Below are 23,659 nucleotides of genomic sequence, written 5' to 3'. Positions count from 1 at the left end.
GGTCACCTCCGGCGTCGCCGAAATGTCGACGGCGCTGAACAGCGTGGCGAAGGCCAGCCCCGCACCGACCCGGCCGCGGCTGCCGCAGGACTACTTGGTCGCGCGGATCGACACCAGCGCGTGGTCGCGCTTGGCGGGGTCGAGGAGCTTGCCGACGCTGGTCCAGGAGTTCTGCTTGACGTCGAAGGAGACCTCGGTGTTGTCGACGGTCATGTCGACGCGGACCTTGTAGTCGTTGCCCTTGGCCGAGTACACGGCGGGCAGTTCGAGGTTCAGGTAGCCGCCGTTGCCGGTGACGCTGAAGCAGAAGGTGTCGGTGCGGTCGGTGCTGCTGTAGAACTCCAGCAGGTTGCCGCCGACGGCGCAGTCGACGTACATGATGTTGCCGTCGCCGCTCTTGAGCTTGATGCCGCGCGCCGCGAAGGCCGCGTCGGCCTCCGTCTTGGGGTACTCGAAGTTCTCCACCGCGTACGGCATGTCCGTGGCGTTCGCGGCCTGCGCCGCGGACGCCGGGTTCGCGGACGCGGTCAGCGAACCGGCCACGCCCACCGCGCCCACCGCGGCGACCACAGCGCCGACCATCAGTGCATTGCGCGACAGCTTCTTCATTCTTCCTCTTTCCGATGCGAAAAAGAGGGGGAATGCGAGCTGCCGAATTCCGGGCACGCGCGCGCGCAAATTTTCCGTACGGCCATAAGACCCTACTCGCGAGTAGTCGCAGAAGGCTTTTCGGTCGCGAAATTCCCCCCCGCGCATCAACCGCCCCGTACGGCAAGATCTTTTGTACCACAGGAGCTTGGCCGAAAAAAATCAAAGCCCCAGGTCACGATCGGCCATAGCGGACATTCAAGGCATTCGTGATCATGGTCGAACGCTCCCTGTACTGTCACCACGAGACGCCCGGGTCCCTGCCCAAACCGGACTCGGCATTCCGCTTCGCACACGCATCATCCGTGGGGGATAAAAGTTGAATAGGAACACCGGGCCCTGGAATCAGGGTCCGTCCTTCGGGCTGAGCGGGGGAATCCTCCGCTCGACCGTGGCGGGAGCGATAACGCTCACGCTGAGCGCAGGACTGCTGGGGGGAGCGGCCGGCGTGGCCACCGCCGCCGACCCGGTCGTCCCGCAGCTGAGCGCGCGTGCCCAGCTCGTCGAACTGTGGCGTACCGGTGGCGACACGACCAAGGAGGCCGCGGCCGCGGTCCTCGCCGGCACAGACGCCGAGGTCACCGCGTTCCTCAAGAACGACGCGGCCTCCTACCAGCAGCAGGACGAACGCATGAAGGCGTTCATGATGCTGAACGCCGCCGGTCCCAACGTCGCCGCCGAGCTCAACGCGGCCGTCAACGCGTCGCCGCAGAAGCTGCACGACTACTTGAAGCAGGACCTCAACAAGAGCGGCGCCGCCCTTGAGGACGAGCGCATGGCCGTGCTCGACATCATGACCGCCGGCGGGGACGCCGTCCGCGAGGACGGCACGAAGGCGATCAACAAGAAGAGCATCGCCGCGCTGCTGGCGTTCCGGTCCGACGGCCAGTACGCCGCTCGGGCGGAGGACGAGCGCATCGAGGTCATGATGATGCTCCAGTCCGCCGGCACGAACCTGAACAAGGCCGCCCAGGAGGCACTCAACACCTCCGCGGCCGCCGTCCACGAGTTCCTGCTCAACGGACAGCACGTCGCCCGGGCCCGCGACCAGGAGACGATGAGCATCGCTCAGCTCGGCCAGGTCGCCGAGAAGGCGAGCCAGAACGCCAAGGCGGAGACACTGGCGGCCAAGGAGGCGTCCGACCGCGCCGTCCGCGCCGCCGCCGACGCCAAGGCCGCCGCGGAGAAGGCCGCTTGGGAAGCCTCCCAGGCCCAGGCCTCCTCCAAGGAGGCCCGCGCGGCCGCACTGCGCGCCGCCGACGCGGCCACCGGCGCCGCCGCCGCCGCCCGGACCGCGATCCAGGCCGCGAACACCGCCATGTCCGCCGCACGTCAGGCGGCGCACGCCGCCGCGGCCGCCGCCAGCGCCGCCACGGCCGCCGGCAACGCCGCGTCCCGCGCGTACAACGCGGCGTCCGCCGCCTCCAGGGACAACGCCCAGGCCGGTGCGGCCCGGGACGCCGCACGGGTGGCCCGCGAGGCCGCCGAGGGCGCCCAGACCATCGCGAACGCGCTGGCCGGCGCGATCGAATCGCTCGTCTCCTCGCTCGGTTCCGCCAAGGCGGCCGTGAGCGCGAGCAAGAACGCCGCCGCTTCGGCCGCCGCCGCCGCCGAGGCCGGACGCCAGTCCGGCATCTCCAGCGCCGAGGCCGCGCGGGCGAACAACGCCGCCGCCAGGGCCCGGGCCGCCGCCACCACCGCGGAGAACGCCGCGAACAACGCCGAGCGCCTGGCCGGTCAGGCCATCACCGCCGCGCGGGCCTCGCACAGGGCCGCCAACGAAGCCGTGGACCACGCCCGGAAGTCGGCCGCTGCCGCTGACGAGGCCGCTGCCCACGCGGGACAGGCCGTCAACTTCGCCAACCAGTCGAAGGTGCACGCGGACCGGGCCGCCGAGGCCGCCAGGACGGCCGCGGACGCGGTGACCCAGGCGAGCGTCATCGAGAAGACCGCCCGCGAGACCGAGGCGGCGCAGCTCCAGGCCCAGCAGGAGCAGGCCACCGTCATCGCCCAGGACCTGAAGGCCCAGGACCAGGCCAAGCGCAAGACGGCCCGGGCCAACGAGGCCGAGGCCACCCGGCGCGACGTGCAGACCAACCAGCTCCTCGGTGAGGCCGTGGCGCCGGGCGTCACCGAGGCCGACGCCGCCACCAAGGGCCGCAAGGCCGCCGTACGGATCATCGAGACCGGTGGCGCCTGGACGAAGATGGCCGCCGAGACGGCGCTGTCCGGCACGGACGCCGACGTCGTCTCCTGGGTGCGCACCGCCCGCCCCGTCGCGGAGGAGCAGGACGACCGCGAGCGGGTCGGCACCATGACCGTCACCGGTTCCCCGGCGCTGCGCCCCGCGGCCGGTGCCGCGCTGAGCAGCCCGTACTCCTCCGTCTCCAGCTTCCTGAAGACGGGCCAGTACCAGGCGCAGGTCGAGGACTTCCGGGTGGAGGTCCTGAAGATCTCCCAGACCGGTGGCCCGGTCGTGCAGAAGGAGGCCGACGCGGCGATCAACGCGAAGACCCCGGAGGCGCTGCGCCAGTTCCTGGAGCAGGGCTGGTACGACGCCCGCATCGAGGACGACCGGATGATCGCCCTCGACGTCGCCCGCAACGGCGGACCGCAGGGGCAGGCCAGGGCGCAGGTCGTCCTGTCCGGACCGCCGAGCATGCTGCACGAGTTCGCGACCGTGGGCCGTTTCCAGGCCGCCAAGGAGGACCACGAGTCCGCCACGCACATCGCGACCGTCCGCGGTCTGATCGCCAACGCCGCGGGTGCCGCGGCGAGCGCGAGCCAGAGCGCCTCGCTGGCCGCCGAGTACGCCGCCACCGCCAACGACGCCAAGAACGACGCGCTGCGCTACGCGCAGGACGCCCGTGACTCCGCCGTCAAGGCCAACGGTTTCGCCACCGACGCCAAGAACTCGGCCAAGGCGGCCGACGTGTCCGCCCAGCAGGCGACGAACTCGGCCCAGCAGGCCAGGAACGCGGCCGCGCAGGCGAAGAACGCGGCCCAGTGGGCGGCGAACTCCGCCAAGTCGGCGAACTACTCCGCGGCCCGGGCCAGCGCGTCCGCCTCGGACGCCTACGCGTCCGCCAACCGCGCGCGCAACGACGCGATCGCGGCCGGCAAGAGCGCGGCCGAGGCCCAGATCGAGGGCGTCCGCGCCCTGGGCGCCCTGATGAACAAGATCATCGAGGAGTTCAAGCCCAAGCCGAGCATCGGCGTCACGGGCAAGGGCGAGCTGCACCCGGGCTCCGACCAGGCCGAGCACCCCAAGTACAACAGCGCGTCCTTCTGGGACAAGATGCTGGCGTTGCAGTGGGCGCCGCAGGTGGCCGCCGCGGGTACGGGCGTCTGCGCGCTCGGCGATTTCGCCTGCCGCCTCTACGAGCGGTGGCTGTTCGTGCGCAACGACAAGCCCTACGACCTGACGAACGACGACTTCACCAAGATGCTCGCGGCCCGGGGCTGGGAGGACCGCCGGTTCAAGCAGCTGAAGGCGTACGCCGAGCAGGCCTCGGCCCAGTGCCCCGGCGGCGTCGGCACCACCTGCCGGATGGGCATGGACTCGTGGTGGCACAACGACAGCTTCGCCTTCGGGGAGAGCACCGACCTGTGGGCGGCCATGCGCGGGTTCAGCTACCGCCAGAGCGGTGACCTGGAGTTCACCAAGCTGGAAGGCGGCAAGTACCGGATCAAGGGCGATGTCCGCATCGACATCTACAAGGACTACAACTTCGATGCGGGCGACGGCGGTACGCCGCTGGGCCCCTGGGCCGCGCTGCCCCCGGTCGGGTACGGCAAGGACTTCGCCATCCAGGGCAGCAAGGTGACGACGATCGACATCACCAGGTAGCCGGATCCGGAACCCGTCATATGATTTCGCCGACGATCAAAGAAGGTGGCTCGATGCGCATACGCACGGTGATCCGTTCCGCGGTGGCCGTCGCCACGGCCGGTGTCCTGCTGTCCGGGTGCGGTGCCTCCCGCCAGGAGGTGCTGGACGCGTTCGGGCTGGAGCTGCCGGCCTGCGAGACCGAGGACCTGCGCTTCTCCGGTTCCAAGATGTTCGGACCGGAGATGACGCTGAGCTTCACCGCGCCGAAGGCCTGTGCGGACCAGTACCTCACGGACCACGGCGTCGATCTCGCGATCTCCACGCAGTGGCCGTACGGCGAGACCATCGTCGACGGGAAGAAGAGGACGCCCGCCAAGACGCCGTTCCCGGCGGACACCATGGACGAGCTCGGGCTGAAGGTCGAGCCCGGACGCTCGTACCCCATGTACACGGACTTCACCACGCCCAAGAAGCCCACCTTCGACCTGCTGGTCGACGAGCGGGGTGACCGGGTGAGCGTGTACCTGGTGTCCGTGACCCTCCCCGACTAGTACGCGGCGGGTCCGGGCAGCAGTCGAGGGGCGGTCTCACCGAGACCGCCCCTCGGCCTTTGTGTCAACGATCAGGCCTGCGGCACGGCCGCCAGCAGCTCACGCAGGTCCAGCGGCATCACGGCGATCTCCATCGTCCCGCCGTCCGCGTACGTGCAGGTCACGATCCGCGACCCGGGGTTGATGGAGATCCCCTCCCGCACGGAGGGCATCCGCACCCCGGTGGCCCGGCCTTCGGCCAGCACCACCGGCGCGCCGCGCCGCGGGACCCAGCGGGCCGCGCCCGGCTCTGCGTACACCCGGCCGATGCGCCAGCGGCCCTCGCCGGCGGGCCGGCGCGCCATGCACGGGATCCCGGCCACCGGCCCGGCGGCCACCCGCGCGCGGTGCTTGCGCCTCAGGAGCCACCCGGCCCCGGCGGCCACCGAGGCGGCCAACACGAACTCGATCACACGACCATTGAAACAGGTCGCCCGCGTCGCCCCCGGCTATCCGCCCAGCTGGGAAACGCTCGGGACCTTGTCGGTCACTTCCGCGCCCGCGCTCTTGCCCGCCTCCTTGACGCCGTTGATCACGTTCTGGAAGGCGTCGATGTCCGCGTCACCCGCCTGGCCCTTGCGGAGCTTGTTGCCGAGGCCCTTGAGCGAGTCGATGCCCGCCGTCAGCGGGCCCATCGCCTTCGACAGCAGCGGGTCGCCCTTGGCGTTGTCCGCCGCCGCCTTCAGCCGGTTGTACGCGAAGGCGCCCGCGAGGCCCGCCTTGATGAGCGCGAACGTACGGCCCTTCGCGCCCTTCTTGAACTTGCCCGCGCGGTACGGCTTGATGATCCACTGGTACGTCGCCCCGGCCGCGAGCCCGGCGTTGGCGACGAAGCGCGTCTTGGCGAACTTCTGCTTCTCGGCGCTGGTGCTGGGCGAGGGCGTCGCCGCGGCCAGCTCGTCCTCCTCCACGGCCGCGGGCTCCGCGGCCGTGAGGACGGCCAGTTCGGCCACCGCCGCCGCGGAGACCTCCTCGCGTTGGCCCCCGCCGTCACCGCCGCTGCCGCAGGCGGTGGCGCCGGCGACGAGCGCGGTGGACAGGACCAGCGCCGTGAGGGCGCGGCGGAATCGGACGGTGGTGGATACGGCCACGATTGCCTCCGGGGACTGAGGTGTCCCCCGCAGCCTCACCCCGCCCGCCCGGCCCCACCACCGGGGGGACCCGTTCGGGTTTGCGCGCCGCCATCGCGGCAAGACGCGCTGCATGCCCACACACTCGCGAGTACACGCCCGCGGAAGCAGCCGGGCCGGCCGGACCGTCGCACTGGTGGCGGACGCGCTGGCCTTCGTGATCGCCCTGTGGATCCTGCTGTACCTGCTGGACGCCAACCAGGGCAACGGCCTCGTCGACTTCGTCCACGACGCCGCCGCCTGGCTCTCCGGCTGGTCCTACGACCTGTTCACCTTCAGCCGCGAATGGGTCCAGGTCGTCGTCGGCCACGGCATCGCGGCCGTGACCTACCTCGTCGTCGGCCACGTCACCGCAGGCTGGCTCTACCGCCGCTGAGGCAGCGGCGCCGCCAGACACCCCCTAGCGGCAGCAGTCCGGCTCCAGGCCGTCCGGCAGAGAGGTGCCGCCGAACACCTCGGCCGTCGCCTCGTCCCCGCCCAGCGCCGCGACGGCGAGCAGCAGGGACCCGGCGGTCCAGGTGGTCTGCTCCACCGGCCACACCGCCTTGTCCTCGAAGACGTAGCCCGTCCAGTACATGCCGTTCTCGGCCCGCAGGTGCCCGATCGAGCGCAGGATCTCCAGCGCCCGGTCCGACTCCCCCGTCGCCCACAGCGCGAGCGCCAGCTCGCAGGACTCCCCGCCCGTCACCCACGGGTTCGGCAGCACGCACCGCACCCCGAGGTCCGGGACGACGAACTCCTCCCACCGCTCCTCGATCCGCGCCTTCGCCTCGGCGCCGGTGAGCGCACCGCCCAGCACCGGGTAGTACCAGTCCATCGAGTACCGGGACTTGTCCAGGAACCGCTCGGGGTGGCGGCGTATCGAATGCCCCAGCGCGCCCGCCGCCAGCTCCCAGTCCGGCTGCGGCTCCTCGCGGTGCTCGGCGATGGCCAGCGCGCAGCGCAGCGCCTGGTGGATCGAGGAGGAGCCGGTCAGCAGCGCGTCGGTCACGGCCGTGCCGTCCGCCTCCCGCTTCCAGCCGATCTCCCCGCCCGGCTGCTGCAGCGCGAGGACGAACTCCACGGCCGCGTACACGGCCGGCCACATGCGGTCCAGGAAGAGGTCGTCGCCCGTCGCCAGGTAATGGTGCCAGACCCCGACCGCGATGTACGCGACGAAGTTGGTCTCCCGGCCGGCGTCCTGCGGCTCGGCGGTGTCCACCCCGTCCGGGCGGTCGGCGTAGGCCGCGTGCCAGGAGCCGTCCTGGTTCTGGTGGCGCGCGAGCCACTCGTACGCCCGCTCCGCGGCCCCGTGCTCGCCCGCCGCGTCGAGCGCCATCGCGGCCTCGGTGTGGTCCCACGGGTCCAGGTGGTGCCCGCGGAACCACGGGATGGCCCCGTCCGCGCGCTGCGCGGCGAGGATCCCCGCCACCGTCTCGGCGGCCTGCTCGGCGGTCAGTACGCCGTCCAGGACCAGGTGTTCCGGCTCGGTGCGCCCGGGCGAGGTCACAGGGCCGCGCCGACCGGGAGGTGCGGCTTCGTCGCGTACGCCACGAAGCTCTTGCCGATGACGGGGTTCAGCGCCTGCTCCGCGAGGCGCGTGGCCAGGGGCTTCTTCATGATGTCCCAGACCAGCAGCTTGTGGTACGCCTTGACCGGCAGCGCCTTGTCGTTGTCGACGCCGAAGGCGCACTTGAGCCACCAGTACGGGGAGTGCAGCCCGTGCGCGTGGTGCGTGCCGTACGGCTTGAGGCCGGCGGCCTCCATCTTGCCGAGGAGCTCGTCCGCCTTGTAGATGCGGATGTGGCCGCCCTCGACCTCGTGGTACGCGTCGCTCAGCGCCCAGCAGATCTTCTCGGGGCCGTAGCGCGGCACGGTGATGGCGATGCGACCGCCGGGCTTGAGGACGCGGACCATCTCGGCGAGCACGCCCTTGTCGTCGGGGATGTGCTCCATCACCTCGGAGATGATCACGACGTCGAAGGACTCGTCGGGGAAGGGCAGCGCGAGGGCGTCGCCCTCCATCGCGGTGGCGGTGGCGCCGGCCGGGGCCTCGCCGGCCTCCTTCATCGCGGCGAACCACTTGGCGACCTCGCGGATCTCCTCGCCGTTGCGGTCGACTGCGACCACCTGGGCGCCGCGCCGGTAGCACTCGAAGGCGTGCCGGCCTGCGCCGCAGCCCAGATCGAGCACACGGTCGCCTGCGGCGAGCGGGAACCGGGAGAAATCGACGGTCAGCACGGGGTCCTGCCTTCGCGGTCGCGGGGGTGTTCGGGGGGATGGGAAAAGCGGAAGGTCAGCGCGCCCGGCGAGTACGGGCGGTCTGCTCGATGGCCTCGCGGTAGTGCACCACGGTGCCCTCGGCCGCCTTGGCCCAGGTGAACCGGGCCAGGACCCGCTCGCGCCCGGCGGCGCCGAGGCGGGCGCGCAGCTCCGGGTCGCCCAGCAGCCGGGCCAGCGCGGCGGCGAGGGCTCCCGCGTCGCCCGGGGGCACCGCGAGGCAGGTCTCGCCGTCGGGGCCGGCCACCTCGGGGATGGCTCCGCCGGTGGTGGCGACCAGCGGGGTGCCGGTGGCCATGGCCTCGGCCGCCGGGAGCGAGAAGCCTTCGTAGAGGGAGGGCACGCAGGCGATCTGCGCGCTGCGGACCAGGTCGACGAGTTCGGCGTCGGTGACGCCCTTGACGAAGCGGACGGCGTCCTGGAGCCCGTACGTCTCGATCGCGCGGGCGACCGGTCCGCGCTCGGCGCGCTTGCCGACGACGACGAGGTGGGCGTCGGGCTGCTCGGTACGGAGCTTCGCGAGCGCCTCGACGAGGTGCACCAGGCCCTTGAGCGGAACATCGGCGCTGGAGGTGGTCACGATCCGCCCGGGCACCTCGGCGACGGAGGCGTCGGGCGACCAGAGCTCGGTGTCGGCGCCGATGTGCACGACGTGGATGCGCTCGTCGCGCACGCCCAGGTGCTCGGCGATCTCCTGCTGGGAGGAGCCGGAGACGGTGAGCACGGACGGCAGGCGGCGGGCGACGCGGCCCTGCATGCGCGTGAAGGCGTACCAACGGCGCACCGAGGCCCGCTTCTTGCGGTCCTTGGCGGCGGCGAGGTCGAGCCCCCGGTCGACGGTGATGGGGTGGTGGATCGTCGTCACCAGGGGTGCGCCCAGGTCGCCGAGGAGTCCGTACCCGAGCGTCTGGTTGTCATGGATGACGTCGAACTCACCGGCGCGGGCGCGCAGATGGCGTCGGGCCCGCAGCGAGAAGGTCAGCGGCTCGGGGAACCCGCCGGTCCACATCGTGGCGACCTCGACGGCGTCGATCCAGTCCCGGTACTCGTCGCGCTTGGGAGTGCGGAACGGGTCGGGGCTGCGGTAGAGGTCCAGGCTCGGCAGTTCGGTGAGCGTGGCTCCGGTGTCGAGCACGGGGTAGGGCTGCGCGCCGATGACCTCGACGGAGTGCCCGAGCTTGACGAGCTCGCGCGAGAGGTGACGGACGTAGACGCCCTGACCGCCGCAGAACGGGTTCCCCTTGTAGGTGAGGAGTGCGATGCGCAACGGGCGGTCGCCGTCGGTGGCGGAACCCACGAAAGGGCTCGTCACCATGGCCTCAGCGGTCACTCTCGGCCCCCTTCTCCCTGCACTTTCGCCGGAGCGTAACCGCTCGGATAATGTAGAACAAGTTTCAGACTTGATCCGTTGAAGACCATTGAATCTACCGGCCGGGAACCCCACCGTAAGAGGTGGAGCAGGTGATTCGCGCCACGGCTCCGGCGCCTGACATGCTGGCCCCGGAGCAGACCTCGCCACGCCAGGAACGGGACACATGACAGCGGATGCGAAGGCCGTCACGACACCGGCGATCACACCGGCGTCCCCTCCCCTGACGGAACGCCAGGAGGCCCGCCGCCGCCGGATCCTGCACGCCAGCGCCCAGCTGGCCAGCCGCGGCGGCTTCGACGCGGTCCAGATGCGCGAGGTCGCGGAGTCCTCGCAGGTCGCGCTCGGCACGCTCTACCGCTACTTCCCCTCCAAGGTGCACCTGCTCGTCGCCACCATGCAGGACCAGCTCCAGCACATGCACACCACCCTGCGCAAACGCCCCCCGGCGGGCGACGAACCGGCGGCCCGGGTGGCGGAGACCCTGATGCGCGCCTTCCGCGCCCTCCAGCGCGAGCCGCACCTGGCGGACGCGATGGTGCGGGCACTGACCTTCGCGGACCGCAGCGTGAGCCCCGAGGTGGACACGGTGTCCCGGCTGACCACGGCGATCATCCTGGACGCGATGGGCCTGGACGCCCCGCCGACCCCGGAACAGCTCTCGGCGGTCCGCGTCATCGAGCACACCTGGCACTCGGCCCTCATCACCTGGCTCTCGGGCCGAGCCTCGATCGCCCAGGTCAAGATCGACATCGAAACGGTCTGCCGCCTGATCGACCTGACGGCGCCAGAAAAGTCCTGATCCCGCCGGACGGCCCGGCGGTACGGGGGCGGGACCGCCCCTGACCGAAAGCCCGACAGGGCATGGGGTTTCCGAACCCGCGCCCCCTTACCGGACGGAAACAGGGGCGCAGGAACCAAGGACGACCCCAACCTGCCCCAAACGGCGCCCAGATGACCCTGGCGTGTAACTAGGGGCCCCAAATCACAACGCGCCCCTCCGAGACGGCGGCCGCAGGCTGCTAGACGAATCGATCCGAAGCTCTGGCCAGTGGCCGTAGACGACCAGTGACCTCGTGACAGGTGTCCCTCGAGCCAAAACTCACCGGGTAATACGACGAGGAGCCCGAAGAGGTATGGTCTTCCTTGATTTCTCAGTGGGGTGGCACTGCCCCTGCTGACTGTGGGGGTACCGGGATGAGGCCGGATGTGAAGCTTCCCCTTGATCGTGGACACCTGGAGACTGGGACCTGAGGCTCCAGAGGAAGTAGCACCAGGTGGGAAGCAAGTACACGAAGCGGTACACCGAGGAGTTCAAGCGGGACGCGATCGCGCTCGTCGACTCCTCGGGCAAGACGGTCACTGCGGTGGCCCGGGAACTCGGCATCAGCTCGGAGTCCCTGCGCGGCTGGTACCGCCGGGCCAAGGCGGACCGGGGCGAGGGCGAGCCCGGTGAGCTGACCAGCGCCGAGCGTGAGGAACTCAAGCGGCTGCGCAAGGAGGTCCGCGAACAGCAGCAGACGATCGAGATCCTGAAAAAAGCGACGGCCTTCTTCGTGAAGGAGAGCGACCGGTGAGCGAGCTGTACCGGTTCATCCACGCGGAGAAGGCGAACTACCCGGTCGTTCTGCTGTGCCGGGTGCTGAAGGTCGCCCGCTCGTCGTACTACGCGTGGTGTGATGGCGAGGCGGCCCGCCGCGCCCGGGAGGCCGCCGACGACGCGCTCGGACACGAGATCACGGTGCTGCACATCGCCTCCCGCCACACCTACGGTGTCCCGCACATCCACGCCGAACTGCGACGCCTGGGCCGGCGGGTGAACCGCAAGCGCATCGCCCGCGTGATGCGCGAGCGCGACATACGCGGCGTCACGCGGCGCAAGCGCCGCTCGCTGACCCGGCCGGATGCGAAGGCGAAGCCGGCCCCGGACCTGATCGGCCGCGACTTCCACGCCGAGCGTCCCGGGATCAAGCTGGTCGGCGACATCACCTACCTGCCCACTGCCGAGGGCTGGCTCTACCTCGCCTGCTGGCTGGACCTGGCCACCCGCGAGGCCGTCGGCTATGCCATGGCCGATCACCACCGTGCCGAGCTCGTCGTCGGCGCCCTGGACATGGCCCATGGCCGGGGGAACCTGGAGCCGGGCTGTGTGATCCACAGTGATCGCGGCAGCGAGTTCACCTCATCCCAATTCCGCGAGCGAATAGGCGAGTTGGGACTCCGGCAGAGCTGCGGGCGGACCGGATCATGTTTCGACAATGCCGCCGCAGAGAGCTTCTGGGCCCTGCTCAAGGAGGAGATCGGCACCCGGACCTGGCCCGACCGGGCGACCGCCCGCGCCGAGGTCTTCACCTTCATCGAGACCTTCTACAACCGCCGCCGCCTGCGCAAGCACAAGATCTTCGGCTACCTCACCCCGGCCGAGACCCGGCAGCGGCATCAACACGCTCTCGCGGCATAACCATCGAGTGTCCGAGATCACGGGGAAACTTCATGAGTGCACGCTATGGCGGCGCAACCGACTTCGGCTTCACCGATGTGGCCCAGGCATTCCACGCACACTGGCGAAGCGACGGCAGTGACGTCGAGGTCCTGACGGTATACATCACCGGGAACCCGGCCTGGCTCGCCGAGTCGATCCTCCTGGACACCCTCCGGCTGGAAACCGCTGGCCTGCCCACATGGCAGATCGCGGCGCTGTGGTCTGTCGCCACCCATCCTTTCCACGACCTTCGGCGGGAAGGCCACGAGGGCTCTGACTGGCTGCGCCGGATCATTCGACTTTGCCAGGACCGTCTCCAAACTGACGGCGCCGCCGCCGTGGAAAGTGCGCAGCCAAGCCCCTACGGCCACCTGACGGGAGCCGTTCTGGACGAGATCCTGCTGGCCTCCCAAGGGATTACCGAAGGGTCGCTGCGAGCGTTCGGCGGATACGTCCCAGGCATCGCGCCCGCCCTCAACGACGTCGCAGCCAAGGTCTGCTCCGACCTAGCCTTCCGCCTTCTGCTGCGCGCGCTTGACAAGGTCGGCCCGCGAATCTCCCGGGAGCAGTTCGACCGCTATGCAGCCCTCGGGAAGCGCTTCGCCTATGACGCGGACGTGGTGGGCTACTACGACTACCGGTCGTCCTAACGCAACAGCGCGCGGCCAGTGCATTTGTGCACTGGCTGCGCGCTGTCGCGCTGCGGGCAAGTTCCCAAGAGCCTTGAGCGGACCCCCGGTTCCTCACCCCCCTACTCCTCCGGGGCGAAAATCGAAGCCCTGGTCGCCGATGAAGTTCCCCCTTGAGCCTGGACAGCGGGTGGTTACGCTGCGGGGACGAGGTCTTGCGCCGTCAGCGCCCTGGTTTCAACGGGGGTGACGTACCCGTAGACGGGATGCTTGCGCAGACGGGTGCGGTTGTACTCGTCACTCCCCGTGAAGGCCCAACTGGACACCCCAAGGGCTGGTACGTAACTTCCATGTTCCCCCTCCCGGTCAGGAAAGACAGATGAGTGCGCGGTACGGCGGCTCCACCACCTTCGGGTTGACCAACCTGGGCCAGGCATTCCACGCGCACTGGCGAAGCGACGGCAGCGACGTCGAGGTCCTGACGGGCTACATCACCAGGAACCCGGCATGGCTCGCCGAATCGATTCTCCTGGACACTCTCCGGCTAGAGACCGCCGGTCTGCCCATGTGGCAGATCGAGGCGCTCTGGTCGGTTGCCGCCTATCCCTTCCACGACCTTCGACGGGAAGGCCACGACGGCCGTGACTGGCTACGCCGGATCATCCGGCTCTGCCAGGACCGTCTGCACACCGACGGCCTTGCAACCGAGGAGAGTGCGCCCCCGAGCCCCTACGGCCACCTGACGGGAGCAGTCCTGGACGAGATCCTGCTGGCCTCACAAGGGATCACCGAAGGATCGCTGCGATGGCCCGGCACATACGTCCCAGGCATCGTGCCCACCCTCAACGATGTCGCAGCCAAGACCTGTCCCGATCTGGCCTTCCGGCTCCTGCTACGCGCGCTCGACAAGGTCGGCCCGCACATCCCCCGGGAGCAGTACGACCGCTACATCGCCCTCGGGAAGCACTTCTCCTACGGCGAGGACGTGGTAGGCACCTACGACTACCTGGTGTCCTGACGCGACAGCGCGCAGCCAGTGCATTCGTGCACTGGCTGCGCGCTGTCGCGCTGCGGGCAAGTTCCCAAGAGCCTTGAGCGGGGCCCCGGTTCCTCACCCGCTACTCCTCCGGCGGGAACACCGCCTCGCCCGTGTCCGCCAAGGTGATCATGATGGCCTCCACCGGGCAGCCCTCGGCCGCCGTGAGGATCGGCTCGTTCGCGTCCGACTCCGGGGAGCGCGGGTGCGACTGGCGGGCCGAGTCGAGGGCGAAGCCCTCCGGGGCGTGGTTCACGCACATCCCCGAGCCGATGCAGACCCCGCGGTCCACCTCGACGTGCCAGCGGTCGCCCATCACTCACCCGCCGCGGGGGGCGCGTACCCGGCGGGCAGGTGGATCATCTTGTGCTCCAGGTACTCGCTCAGCCCCTCGGGCCCGAACTCCCGGCCGACGCCGCTGTTCTTGTAGCCGCCGAACGGGCCCAGCATGTCCAGGCTGAAGGTGTTCACGTTGAAGGTGCCGGTGCGCACCTGGCGGGCGAAGTCGATGCCGTGCTCCACGTCTCCCGTCCAGACGCTGCCGCTGAGCCCGAACTCCGAGTCGTTGGCGACCCGTAGCGCCTCCGCCTCGTCCCCGTACGGGATCAGGCAGACGACCGGACCGAAGATCTCCTCGCGGGCGATCCGCATCGAGTTGGTGACGTCGCCGAAGAGGGTGGGCTCCACGTACCAGCCCCGCTCCAGGCCCGCCGGGCGGCCGCCGCCGGTGAGGACCTTCGCGCCCTCCTCCTGCCCGATCCGGATGAAGTCGAGGGACCGCTGCTGCTGCCGCTCGGCCACCAGCGGGCCGAGCTGCGTCGCCGGGTCGAGCGGGTCGCCGACCACGAGCGCCCCGGCCGCGGCGGCGAGGGCCTCGGCGACCTCCTCGTAGCGGCTGCGCGGTGCGAGTACGCGGGTCTGGGCCACGCACGCCTGGCCGTTGTTCATCCAGGCGGCCGGGACGATCCCGGCGATGGTGGTCTCGATGTCGGCGTCCGGCAGGATGACCGCGGCCGACTTGCCGCCGAGTTCGAGGGTGACGCGGGTGAGGTTGCGGGAGGCGACCTCCATGACGCGCCGGCCGGCCGCCACCGAGCCGGTGAAGGAGACCTTGTCCACGCCGGGGTGGCCGACGAGGTACTCGCTGACCTCGCGGTCGGCGGGCAGGATCGACAGCACGCCCTCCGGCAGCCCGGCCTCGCGGGCGATGTCGGCCAGGATGTAGGAGTCGAGCACAGCCTCCGGGGACGGCTTGAGGACCACCGTGCAGCCGCTGAGCAGCGCGGCCGCCAGCTTGGCCGCGGCCACGAACTGCGGGACGTTCCACGGGATGACGGCCGCGACGACCCCGACGGGTTCGCGGCGCACGAGGATCGGCCCGAGCACGCCCTGGCGGTGCTCCTCGTACGGGTAGGCGCGCGCGACCGTGATCGCGGCGTCGTAGACCATCATCGGGCCGAGCGCCTGGGCGAGGATGCTCCAGGAGTACGGGGACCCGTTCTGGGAGCTGATCGAGCGGGCTATCTCCTCGTGCCGGACGGCGAAGGCGTCCTTGATCCGGCTGACGACGGCGATCCGCTCGTCCAGGGACATCCGCGGCCAGGGGCCCTCGTCGAAGGCCTTGCGCGCGACGGCGACGGCGCGGTCCACGTCCGCCTTCGAGGCGTGCGGGACGCTGCCGATGACCTGCTCGGTGTGGGGGGAGACGATCTCGATCGTCTCGGAGCCCAGCGGATCCGTCCACTCACCGCCGATGAACAGTTGTCCGTGTTCCACGAGCTCGGTCATGGCTGATGCCTCCTGCGGCTTGGCGTTCCAGAACTGATACCAGTTCTAGTTCTAGGAGTCCACGGCCAGGACGGAACAGCTGGAAGATCCAACGACTAGTCAGAACGGCCTGAAGATGGTCGACTTGGGCGACCACTGAAACACGTTCTCGTTCTCACGGTCACCGCGACCGCCACACACAGAGGGAGTCCTCATGTCACAGGACGCGTCACAGGTCACCGACCACGGCGGCGGCGTGTGGGGCATCAAGGTCCCCATCCCCGACAACCCGCTCGGACACACCCTCGTCCACGTCCTCGACACCGACCGCGGCCCGGTCCTCATCGACACCGGCTGGGACGACCCGGAGTCCTGGGACACCCTCGTCGCCGGCCTCGACACGCTCGGCATCGCCGTCGCCGACGTCCACGGCGTGGTCATCACCCACCACCACCCCGACCACCACGGCCTGTCCGGCCAGGTCAGGGAGGCCTCCGGCGCCTGGATCGCCATGCACGCCGCCGACACCGAGGTCGTCGTACGGACCCGGGCCTCCGAACCCGGCGTCTGGTTCGACTACATGAGCGACAAGCTGGCCGCCGCCGGCGCCCCCGAGGCTCACATCGCCCCCCTGCGCGCGGCCCGCGCGAGCGGCCGGATGCGCACCCTGCCCGGGCTGCGGGCCGCCGTCCCCGACCGGGAGATCGTCCCCGGGGAGCTGCTGCCGCTGGCCGGCCGCCGGCTGCGGGCGATCTGGACCCCGGGCCACACCCCGGGCCACGTCTGCCTCCACCTGGAGGAGCAGCACCCGGCGAACCTCCCCGGCAACGGCCGCCTCTTCTCCGGGGACCACCTGCTGCCCGGGATCTCCCCGCACATCGGCCTGTACGAGGCCCCGGACGAGCACGGGGTCACCCGGGTCACCGACCCCCTCGGCGACTACCTCGACTCCCTCGAACGCATCGGCCGCCTGGAGCCGGCCGAGGTGCTCCCCGCCCATCAGCACGCCTTCACGGACGCCCCGGCCCGCGTACGGGAGCTGCTGGACCACCACGAGGCGCGGCTGACCGGGCTGTGGCGGCTGCTGGCCGAGCCGCTGACCCCGTGGGGGCTGGCGGAGCGGATGGAGTGGAACCGCCCCTGGGAGCAGATCCCGTACGGCTCCCGCAACATCGCCGTCTCCGAGGCGGAGGCGCACCTGCGACGGCTGGTGAAGCAGGGCCGGGCGGAGGCGGTGCCGGACAGCGACCCGGTGGCGTACAGGGCGGTGGTGTAGGGGTGGTGGTGTAGGGGTGGTGGTGTAGGGGCGAGCCGCCCTCGCCGCAAGGGGCGACCCCGGCCCGGCCGTAAGGGGCGACCCCGGCCCGGCTGTAAGGGGTGATCCAGCCCGGCGCCACCCCGCCCGAAGGCTACGGGCCGGTAGAGTGAGCCCGTCGTCCACACTTCCGTACGGGGGGAAGCCGGTGCAATTCCGGCGCTGACCCGCAACCGTGACCCACCCCGGCGATGCCCGGGCGGGGAGCCGGAATGCCCTGTACCGGAGGTGCGCGGCTCACGCCGCCGGTCCCTCCGGCGGCCGGCACCGTCGAGGTACACGGAGCCGGAGCCCGGTGCCTGTGCGTGCCTGCCTCCAGCTCCCCAGCACGAGAGGCACCCGCCCCATGAACGTCCGCCGCAGCGCAGCCGCGCTCGCCGCCTCCGCCGTGCTCTGCGTGGGTGCCGCTCCCGCAGCCCTCGCCGACACCGCGCCGCCCTCGCCCTCCGCCCCGGTGATTCCGTCCGGGCTCTACGGCAAGAACGACCCGACGTACGACGGGGTCTTCCGCCAGTCGCTCGCCTTCCTCGCCCAGCACACGGCCGGGGTCAAGCCGGCCGCGCAGCCCGTCGACTGGCTGACGGGCCAGCAGTGCGCGAACGGTGCCTTCCCCGCCTTCCGACCCGACACCGCCAAGGCCTGCGACGCGACGACGTACATCGACTCCAACGCCACCGCGGCCGCCGTGCAGGCACTCGCGGCGCTCGGCGGTCACGACGAGACGGTGAAGAAGGCCGTCGGCTGGCTGAAGTCCGTACAGAACGAGGACGGCGGCTGGAGCAACAGCCCCGGCGGCGCCATGGACACCGGTACGGACGCCAACTCCACCGGCATCGTGATCGGCGCCCTGGTGGCGGCCGGCGAGAAGCCCGACACGGTGAAGTCCAAGACCGGCAGGACGGCCGACAGCGCCCTGGAGGAGTTCCAGATCACCTGCCGGGAGGAGGGGACCACCGGCGAGACCCCCACCGGCGCGTTCGCCTTCCAGCGGGACAAGGGCGTGCTGCTGCCCAACGCCGACGCCACCGCGGCCGCGGCGCTCGGCCTCCTGGGCAAGGGCATGACCGTCGAGGCCCCCAAGGCCGACAAGCCCGTCGCCGAGCACCCGGTCAACTGCAAGGCCGGGGCCGCAGGCCCCGGGGACGCGGCCGAGGGCGGTGCCCGGTACCTGACCGACACCATGGCCAAGTCCGGCGACCACCTGGTGTCCTCCCTCGCGGGCGCGGGCGAGCAGCCCGACTTCGGCAACACGGCCGACGCGGTCATCGCGCTCGCCGCGGGCGGCCACAAGGACGCCGCCGCGAAGCCGCTGGCCTGGCTTGAGCAGAACTCCGCCGCGTGGGCGAAGACGGCCGGTCCGGGCGCGTACGCCCAGCTGATCCTGGCCGCGCACGCGGGCGGCAAGGACCCGAAGGCCTTCGGCGGCACCGACCTCGTGGCCGAGCTGAACGCGCAGGGCCCGGCCCCGCAGGGCGCGGACGCCGCGACCAAGGTGGAGACCGGGCAGGACAAGCCCTCCGGCGGCCAGAGCGTGTGGTGGATCGTCATGGCGGGCGCCGCGGCCGGCCTGGGCATCGGCATCCTGCTGAGCGGCCGCCGGAAGAGGAACCAGCTCTGATGCGGCGGCTCACGACGGCTGCGCTGTCCCTCGGGGTGACCTTCGCGGTGGCCTTCGGGGTCCTGGTGACCCTGCTGGCCGCCACCCCGGCGCTGGCGGCGGGCTACCGCTACTGGTCGTTCTGGGACGGCTCCGGCGGCACGTGGGCGTACGCCACCCAGGGGCCCTCGATCGCCCGCCCCGCGGACGGCACCGCGCTGGGCTTCCGCTTCGCGGTGAGCCAGGACGCGTCCACCGAGGCGGCGAAGCCGCGGGCCGCGGCCGACTTCGAGGCCGTCTGCGGGGCCACCGCCGCGGTGGAGGGCCGCAAGCGGGTCGCCGTCGTCGTCGACTTCGGCGTCCCGGCGGACGCCCCGGCCGGGGAGACCCCGCCGCAGGACGCCCCGCGCACGGCCTGTGCGCAGGTGGCCCCCGGGGCCACGGCGGCCGAGGCCCTGGCGGCGGTCGCGAAGCCGCTGCGCTACAACAGCGGGGCGCTGCTCTGCGCGATCTCCGGCTACCCGAAGCAGGGCTGCGGCGACCAGGTCGCCGAAGCCCAGCCCAAGCCCTCGGCCCCTTCCTCCGCCCCGTCCGCGCCCGCCGCGGCCGGGGACTCCGGGGACGGCGGCCCCTCGGCGGGCCTCCTGACGGGCATCGCCGCGGTCCTCGCCCTGGCCGCGGCCGCCGTCTGGCAGTCCCGCCGCCGCAGCCGATGACGGACCCCGGCGCTCCGGGCGCCCGGGCCGGGGCCGACGCGTGGTCCGCCCCCGGCACCCGGCCGCCCACCGGCCCGACCCCGGCCCGGACGCCGACGCCCGCCGACGCCGTCGCTCCCGGCCCCGGCCCCGGCGTGGCAGCCGCCGGGGGCAGCCGCACCCGGTACCCCGCCCGGCCCGAGGGGACGCGCACTCCCACCGGAGCCGCAGACGGCGGCGCGGCCCCGCCCGGGCGGAGCCGGCCCGGGGCGCGGGGTCCCGCTCACTGGTCCTCGTACGAACGCTGGAAGGCCCCGCACGCCAGTCGCGCCACCGCCCTGCACGCGGGTGCGTGGTGGCTCTGGGCCCTCGGCCTGGCCACCGCCGCCTCCCGCACCACCAATCCGCTCCTGCTCGGCCTGATCATCGGCGTCGCGGGCTACGTCGTCGCGGCCCGCCGCACCGCCGCCCCCTGGGCGCGTTCCTACGGGGCGTTCCTCAAGCTCGGCCTCGTCGTCATCGGCCTGCGCCTCCTCTTCTCCATGCTGCTCGGCTCGCCCGTCCCCGGCTCGCACACCCTGTTCACCCTCCCGGAGGTCCCGCTCCCCGCCTGGGCCCAGGGCATCCGCTTCGGCGGCAGGGTGACCGCCGAGCAGTTGGTCTTCGCCTTCTACGACGGCGCCAAGCTGGCGACCCTCCTCGTCTGCATCGGCGCCGCGAACGCCCTCGCCAATCCGGCCCGGCTGCTGAAGTCCCTGCCCGCGGCCCTGTACGAGGCCGGGGTCGCGGTCGTCGTCGCCATGACCTTCGCGCCGAACATGGTCGCCGACGTCGTCCGCCTGCGGACCGCCCGGCGGCTGCGCGGCCGCCCCACGGGCGGGGTGAAGGCCGTCCTCCAGATCGGCCTGCCGGTCCTGGAGGGCGCCCTGGAGCGCTCCGTCGCGATCGCCGCGTCGATGGACGCGCGCGGCTACGGGCGCACCGCCCAGGTCCCGCCCGCCGTCCGGCACACCACCAACGTCCTGACCCTCGGCGGTCTGCTCGGCATGTGCGCGGGCACGTACGGGCTGCTCGCCGCGGAGGGTGCCTCGTACGGGCTGCCCGTGCTCGGCATCGGCCTGCTGCTGGCCCTCGCGGGCCTGCGGCTCGGCGGGCGCCGCTCGGTGCGGACCCGCTACCGGCCCGACCGCTGGGGTCCGCGCGCCTGGCTGGTCGCCGGTTCGGGCGCGGCCGTCGCCGCGCTCCTCGTGTACGCGGGCACCGTCGCCCCGGACGCACTGCTCCCGGGAGTGGTCCCGCTCGTCGCCCCCGAGCTGCCGTTGTGGCCCGCGGCGGCGGTCCTGATCGGCCTGCTGCCCGCCTTCGTGGCACCCGTACCGCCCAAGGAGGCGTCGCAGTGATCCGCTTCGAGCAGGTGTCGGTCACCTACGCCGGCGCGTCCTCCCCTTCCCTCGCTGGCGTCGACCTGGTGGTGCCCGAGGGTGAGCTGACGCTGCTGGTCGGCCCGTCGGGGGTCGGCAAGTCCACCCTGCTGGGCGCGGTGTCGGGGCTGGTCCCGCACTTCACGGGCGGCACCCTGCGCGGACGCGTCACCGTGGCCGGGCGGGACACCCGTACGCACAAGCCGCGCGAGCTCGCGGACGTGGTCGGCACGGTGGGCCAGGATCCCCTGGCCCACTTCGTGACGGACGTGGTCGAGGACGAGCTGGCGTACGGCATGGAGTCCCTGGGCCTGCCACCTGCGGTGATGCGCCGCCGGGTCGAGGAGACCCTCGATCTGCTCGGCCTGAACGAGCTGCGGGACCGCCCCATCGCCACGCTCTCCGGCGGCCAGCAGCAGCGGGTCGCGATCGGCTCGGTCCTGACCCCGCACCCCCGGGTGCTGGTCCTGGACGAGCCGACCTCGGCGCTGGACCCGGCTGCGGCGGAGGAGGTCCTGGCGGTGCTCCAGCGCCTGGTGCACGACCTCGGGACGACGGTGCTGATGGCCGAGCACCGGCTGGAACGGGTGGTCCAGTACGCCGACCGCGTGCTGCTCCTGCCGTCCCCCGGGGCGGCTCCGGTCCTGGGGCCCCCGGCGGAGGTCATGGCCGTCTCCCCCGTCCACCCCCCGGTGGTCTCCCTGGGCCGCCTGGCCGGCTGGTCCCCGCTCCCCCTGTCGGTCCGCGACGCGCGCCGGCTGGCCGGGCCGCTCCGCGCCCGCCTGTCCGACGACAGCAGCCAGAACCCAGCCCCGCCAGGGGGTCCCCCCGGACGGAGTCTGGGGGAGACCGAGGCGCGGGGTCCGGGGCGGACCCCCGGTTTCGGGAAGGGGCGGGGAGGGGACGGCTCCGCGCAGCGGCACCCCGCACCCGCACCCACACCTCCGCCCGGACTGCTGGCGCGCCTGCTCCGCCGGAGCGGGCCCGGGCCCGTCCCGGCGGAGGCCGCAGGCGGCGCCCCGGCCGAGGTGCGGGGCCTCACCGTCCGCCGCGGCCGCGCGGAGGTGCTCCGCGGCATCGACCTCGCCGTCGCACCCGGCGAGACCGTGGCCCTCATGGGCCGCAACGGCGCCGGCAAGTCCACCCTGCTGTCCACCCTCGTCGGCACCCTCGCCCCCACCACCGGCGAGGTGACCGTCGGCGGCCGCACCCCGCACCGCACGCCGCCCCCCGAGATGGTCCGCCGCGTCGGCCTCGTCCCGCAGGAACCCCGCGACCTCCTCTACGCCGACACGGTCGGCGCCGAGTGCGCCGCCGCCGACGCCGACGCGCAGGCCGCCCCCGGCAGCTGCCGGGACCTGGTCTCCGCGCTGCTGCCGGACGTCCCCGACGACACCCACCCCCGGGACCTCTCCGAGGGCCAGCGCCTCGCCCTCGCCCTGGCCCTGGTGCTCACCGGCCGTCCGGCCCTGCTGCTCCTCGACGAGCCGACCCGTGGCCTGGACTACGCCGCCAAGGTCCGGCTGATCGCGATCCTGCGCGACCTGGCCGCGGCCGGGCACGCCATCGTCCTGGCCACGCACGACGTGGAGCTCGCCGCCGAGCTGGCCCACCGCGTCGTCATCCTGGCCGGCGGCGAGATCGTCGCCGACGGCCCGACGGCGGAGGTCGTGGTCTCCTCCCCGGCCTTCGCGCCGCAGGTGGCGAAGATCCTGGCCCCGGGCCACTGGCTCACCGTGAGCCAGGTCGCCGAGGCGCTGCGGTGAGCCGCGCCGCGATGCGCCCCGTCCGGATCGGCCCCCGGGCGGCCGCCGCCCTGGTCCTGGTCACCCTCATCGGGATCGCCGCCTTCGGCTGGCCGCTGCTGGCCGACCGGCAGTCCGGGCTGGCCCATTCCCAGGACGCCCCGTGGCTCTTCGCCGCGCTGCTCCCGCTGCTCGTCGCGGTCGTCGTCGCGACCGTCGCCGACGACGGCATGGACGCCAAGGCGGTGGCGATGCTCGGGGTGCTCGCCGCGGTGGGGGCGGCGTTGAGACCGCTGGGCGCGGGTACGGCCGGCCTGGAGCCCATGTTCTTCCTGATGGTGCTGAGCGGCCGGGTCCTCGGCCCGGGCTTCGGCTTCGTCCTCGGTTCGGTGACGATGTTCGCCTCCGCCCTGCTGACGGGCGGGGTCGGGCCGTGGATGCCGTTCCAGATGCTGGCCATGGGCTGGTTCTCGCTGGGCGCCGGGCTGCTGCCCGGGCCGGAGCGGATCCGGGGGCGGGCGGAGCTGCTGATGCTGGCGGCGTACGGCTTCGCGGGTTCGTTCGCGTACGGCACGGTCATGAACCTCCAGGGCTGGGTGATCCTGCAGGGCATGGGCCAGGGCGTCTCCTTCCACCCGGGGGACCCGGTGGCGGTGAACCTGGCGCGCTTCGCCGCGTACTGCGTGGCGACCTCGCTGGGCTGGGACCTGGGCCGGGCGGCGCTGACCGTGGTCCTGACGCTCACGCTGGGCGCGACGCTGCTGAAGGCGCTGCGGCGGGCGACTCGCAAAGCTGCCTTCGACGCGCCGGTTTCCTTCGATTCGGGGGTTTCGGCCACCTCCGACCACGCCCCCGAAAGGGGTACGAAGGGTGACAGAGGGTGAGATCCGGGGCCCTCGGCGGTGACCCGCCCCACAGGACCTAGGTCACATACGAAGCGGGATCGTAGTCCTCGGGCGGTCCGTGGCCACCCCCTCATCCCCGCCCTCACCTGCACGTATGCCGTTCCGTGTGACGAGGGGCCGTTCCGCCCCGGCTGCGAGGACCACTAGTAAGAGGGGTCGTTGCCAGGGGGTCGGGGCGTCTGTAGAACTGGATGAGTCGCAAGGCGGCAGGGGTGTTCCGCCCCCGCTTCACCGGCCGC

Annotated in this window: 22 protein-coding genes and 1 riboswitch; of the genes, 14 read left to right on the top strand and 8 right to left on the bottom strand. The window is 72.1% G+C overall.

Going from position 1 to position 23,659, the window contains the following annotated elements; translation table 11 throughout:
- Positions 1-90 precede the first annotated feature (90 nt).
- Positions 91-609, bottom strand: coding sequence for a hypothetical protein (locus AB0M99_RS35265; protein ID WP_365927906.1), 519 nt, complete (start codon positions 607-609; stop codon positions 91-93).
- A gap of 430 nt (positions 610-1,039) precedes the next feature.
- Here AB0M99_RS35265 and AB0M99_RS35260 point away from each other — a divergent pair, with 430 nt between their 5' ends.
- Both AB0M99_RS35260 and AB0M99_RS35255 read left to right on the top strand, forming a co-directional pair.
- Positions 1,040-4,498: an ALF repeat-containing protein gene (locus AB0M99_RS35260; RefSeq protein WP_365927904.1), complete on the top strand. Its 3,459-nt coding sequence runs from the start codon at positions 1,040-1,042 to the stop codon at positions 4,496-4,498.
- A gap of 53 nt (positions 4,499-4,551) precedes the next feature.
- Positions 4,552-5,031 carry a hypothetical protein gene (locus tag AB0M99_RS35255; protein ID WP_365927902.1) on the top strand — a complete coding sequence of 160 codons (480 nt, stop codon included), beginning with the start codon at positions 4,552-4,554 and terminating at the stop codon, positions 5,029-5,031.
- A 71-nt stretch (positions 5,032-5,102) separates the two neighbouring features.
- Here AB0M99_RS35255 and AB0M99_RS35250 read toward each other — a convergent pair whose 3' ends face one another.
- Together AB0M99_RS35250 and AB0M99_RS35245 are read right to left on the bottom strand one after the other, a co-directional pair.
- Positions 5,103-5,483: a hypothetical protein gene (locus AB0M99_RS35250; RefSeq protein WP_365927900.1), complete on the bottom strand. Its 381-nt coding sequence runs from the start codon at positions 5,481-5,483 to the stop codon at positions 5,103-5,105.
- 36 nt (positions 5,484-5,519) lie between these two features.
- Positions 5,520-6,161, bottom strand: a complete 642-nt coding sequence (locus tag AB0M99_RS35245; protein WP_365927898.1) for a hypothetical protein — start codon at positions 6,159-6,161, stop codon at positions 5,520-5,522.
- 112 nt (positions 6,162-6,273) lie between these two features.
- Here AB0M99_RS35245 and AB0M99_RS35240 point away from each other — a divergent pair, with 112 nt between their 5' ends.
- Positions 6,274-6,576, top strand: coding sequence for a hypothetical protein (locus tag AB0M99_RS35240; RefSeq protein WP_365927896.1), 303 nt, complete (start codon positions 6,274-6,276; stop codon positions 6,574-6,576).
- A gap of 24 nt (positions 6,577-6,600) precedes the next feature.
- Here the strand turns inward: AB0M99_RS35240 and AB0M99_RS35235 are convergent, their stop codons facing one another.
- Genes AB0M99_RS35235 through AB0M99_RS35225 form a run of 3 tightly spaced genes read right to left on the bottom strand, consistent with a single transcriptional unit; the run spans position 6,601 to position 9,789 of the window.
- Entirely contained in the window at positions 6,601-7,689 is a 1,089-nt protein-coding gene (locus AB0M99_RS35235) for a prenyltransferase/squalene oxidase repeat-containing protein (RefSeq protein ID WP_365927893.1), read from the bottom strand.
- Positions 7,686-8,420, bottom strand: coding sequence for a class I SAM-dependent methyltransferase (locus AB0M99_RS35230; RefSeq protein WP_365927891.1), 735 nt, complete (start codon positions 8,418-8,420; stop codon positions 7,686-7,688). The genes AB0M99_RS35235 and AB0M99_RS35230 overlap by 4 nt, the downstream gene beginning before the upstream one ends.
- Positions 8,421-8,475: 55 nt before the next feature.
- Entirely contained in the window at positions 8,476-9,789 is a 1,314-nt protein-coding gene (locus tag AB0M99_RS35225; RefSeq protein ID WP_365927889.1) for a glycosyltransferase family 4 protein, read from the bottom strand.
- A gap of 205 nt (positions 9,790-9,994) precedes the next feature.
- Here AB0M99_RS35225 and AB0M99_RS35220 point away from each other — a divergent pair, with 205 nt between their 5' ends.
- The 5 genes from AB0M99_RS35220 to AB0M99_RS35200 all read left to right on the top strand — a co-directional run bounded on the left by AB0M99_RS35220 (position 9,995) and on the right by AB0M99_RS35200 (position 13,957).
- Positions 9,995-10,630 carry a TetR family transcriptional regulator gene (locus AB0M99_RS35220; RefSeq protein ID WP_365927887.1) on the top strand — a complete coding sequence of 212 codons (636 nt, stop codon included), beginning with the start codon at positions 9,995-9,997 and terminating at the stop codon, positions 10,628-10,630.
- A gap of 475 nt (positions 10,631-11,105) precedes the next feature.
- The gene (locus AB0M99_RS35215) at positions 11,106-11,405 is read left to right on the top strand and encodes a transposase (protein ID WP_365927885.1); all 300 of its coding nucleotides are present in this window, start codon (positions 11,106-11,108) and stop codon (positions 11,403-11,405) included.
- Positions 11,402-12,289, top strand: a complete 888-nt coding sequence (locus AB0M99_RS35210; protein WP_365927883.1) for an IS3 family transposase — start codon at positions 11,402-11,404, stop codon at positions 12,287-12,289. Before AB0M99_RS35215 ends, AB0M99_RS35210 begins: the two co-directional genes overlap by 4 nt.
- A 32-nt stretch (positions 12,290-12,321) precedes the next feature.
- Positions 12,322-12,960 (top strand): hypothetical protein, encoded by a 639-nt coding sequence (locus AB0M99_RS35205; RefSeq protein WP_365927881.1) that lies wholly within the window; start codon positions 12,322-12,324, stop codon positions 12,958-12,960.
- A 358-nt stretch (positions 12,961-13,318) separates the two neighbouring features.
- Complete coding sequence (locus tag AB0M99_RS35200; protein ID WP_365927879.1) at positions 13,319-13,957, top strand: hypothetical protein; 639 nt, start codon at positions 13,319-13,321, stop codon at positions 13,955-13,957.
- Positions 13,958-14,057: 100 nt separating this feature from the next.
- On the opposite strand, the gene AB0M99_RS35195 is transcribed toward AB0M99_RS35200, so the two are convergent.
- Positions 14,058-14,291, bottom strand: a complete 234-nt coding sequence (locus AB0M99_RS35195; RefSeq protein ID WP_365927877.1) for a ferredoxin — start codon at positions 14,289-14,291, stop codon at positions 14,058-14,060.
- Positions 14,291-15,763, bottom strand: coding sequence for an aldehyde dehydrogenase (locus tag AB0M99_RS35190; protein ID WP_365927875.1), 1,473 nt, complete (start codon positions 15,761-15,763; stop codon positions 14,291-14,293). Before AB0M99_RS35190 ends, AB0M99_RS35195 begins: the two co-directional genes overlap by 1 nt.
- A 193-nt stretch (positions 15,764-15,956) precedes the next feature.
- On the opposite strand from AB0M99_RS35190, the gene AB0M99_RS35185 reads away from it, so the two are divergent.
- The 6 genes from AB0M99_RS35185 to AB0M99_RS35160 all read left to right on the top strand — a co-directional run bounded on the left by AB0M99_RS35185 (position 15,957) and on the right by AB0M99_RS35160 (position 23,399).
- On the top strand, positions 15,957-17,018 hold the full coding sequence (locus AB0M99_RS35185; protein WP_365927873.1) for an MBL fold metallo-hydrolase: 1,062 nt from the start codon (positions 15,957-15,959) through the stop codon (positions 17,016-17,018).
- Between the two features lie 177 nt (positions 17,019-17,195).
- Positions 17,196-17,275: riboswitch (cobalamin riboswitch) on the top strand.
- Between the two features lie 128 nt (positions 17,276-17,403).
- Positions 17,404-18,675 (top strand): prenyltransferase/squalene oxidase repeat-containing protein, encoded by a 1,272-nt coding sequence (locus AB0M99_RS35180; RefSeq protein WP_365927871.1) that lies wholly within the window; start codon positions 17,404-17,406, stop codon positions 18,673-18,675.
- The gene (locus tag AB0M99_RS35175) at positions 18,675-19,370 is read left to right on the top strand and encodes an SCO2322 family protein (protein WP_365927869.1); all 696 of its coding nucleotides are present in this window, start codon (positions 18,675-18,677) and stop codon (positions 19,368-19,370) included. Before AB0M99_RS35180 ends, AB0M99_RS35175 begins: the two co-directional genes overlap by 1 nt.
- Positions 19,367-20,749: an energy-coupling factor transporter transmembrane protein EcfT gene (locus AB0M99_RS35170; protein WP_365927867.1), complete on the top strand. Its 1,383-nt coding sequence runs from the start codon at positions 19,367-19,369 to the stop codon at positions 20,747-20,749. Before AB0M99_RS35175 ends, AB0M99_RS35170 begins: the two co-directional genes overlap by 4 nt.
- On the top strand, positions 20,746-22,536 hold the full coding sequence (locus AB0M99_RS35165; RefSeq protein ID WP_365927865.1) for an ATP-binding cassette domain-containing protein: 1,791 nt from the start codon (positions 20,746-20,748) through the stop codon (positions 22,534-22,536). The genes AB0M99_RS35170 and AB0M99_RS35165 overlap by 4 nt, the downstream gene beginning before the upstream one ends.
- An 11-nt stretch (positions 22,537-22,547) precedes the next feature.
- Complete coding sequence (locus AB0M99_RS35160) at positions 22,548-23,399, top strand: ECF transporter S component (protein WP_365927908.1); 852 nt, start codon at positions 22,548-22,550, stop codon at positions 23,397-23,399.
- Positions 23,400-23,659: the final 260 nt, after the last annotated feature.

This window comes from Streptomyces sp. NPDC051183 (genome assembly GCF_040682455.1).
Lineage (GTDB): Bacteria > Actinomycetota > Actinomycetes > Streptomycetales > Streptomycetaceae > Streptomyces.
This window is presented reverse-complemented; position numbering and strand designations above follow the sequence as displayed.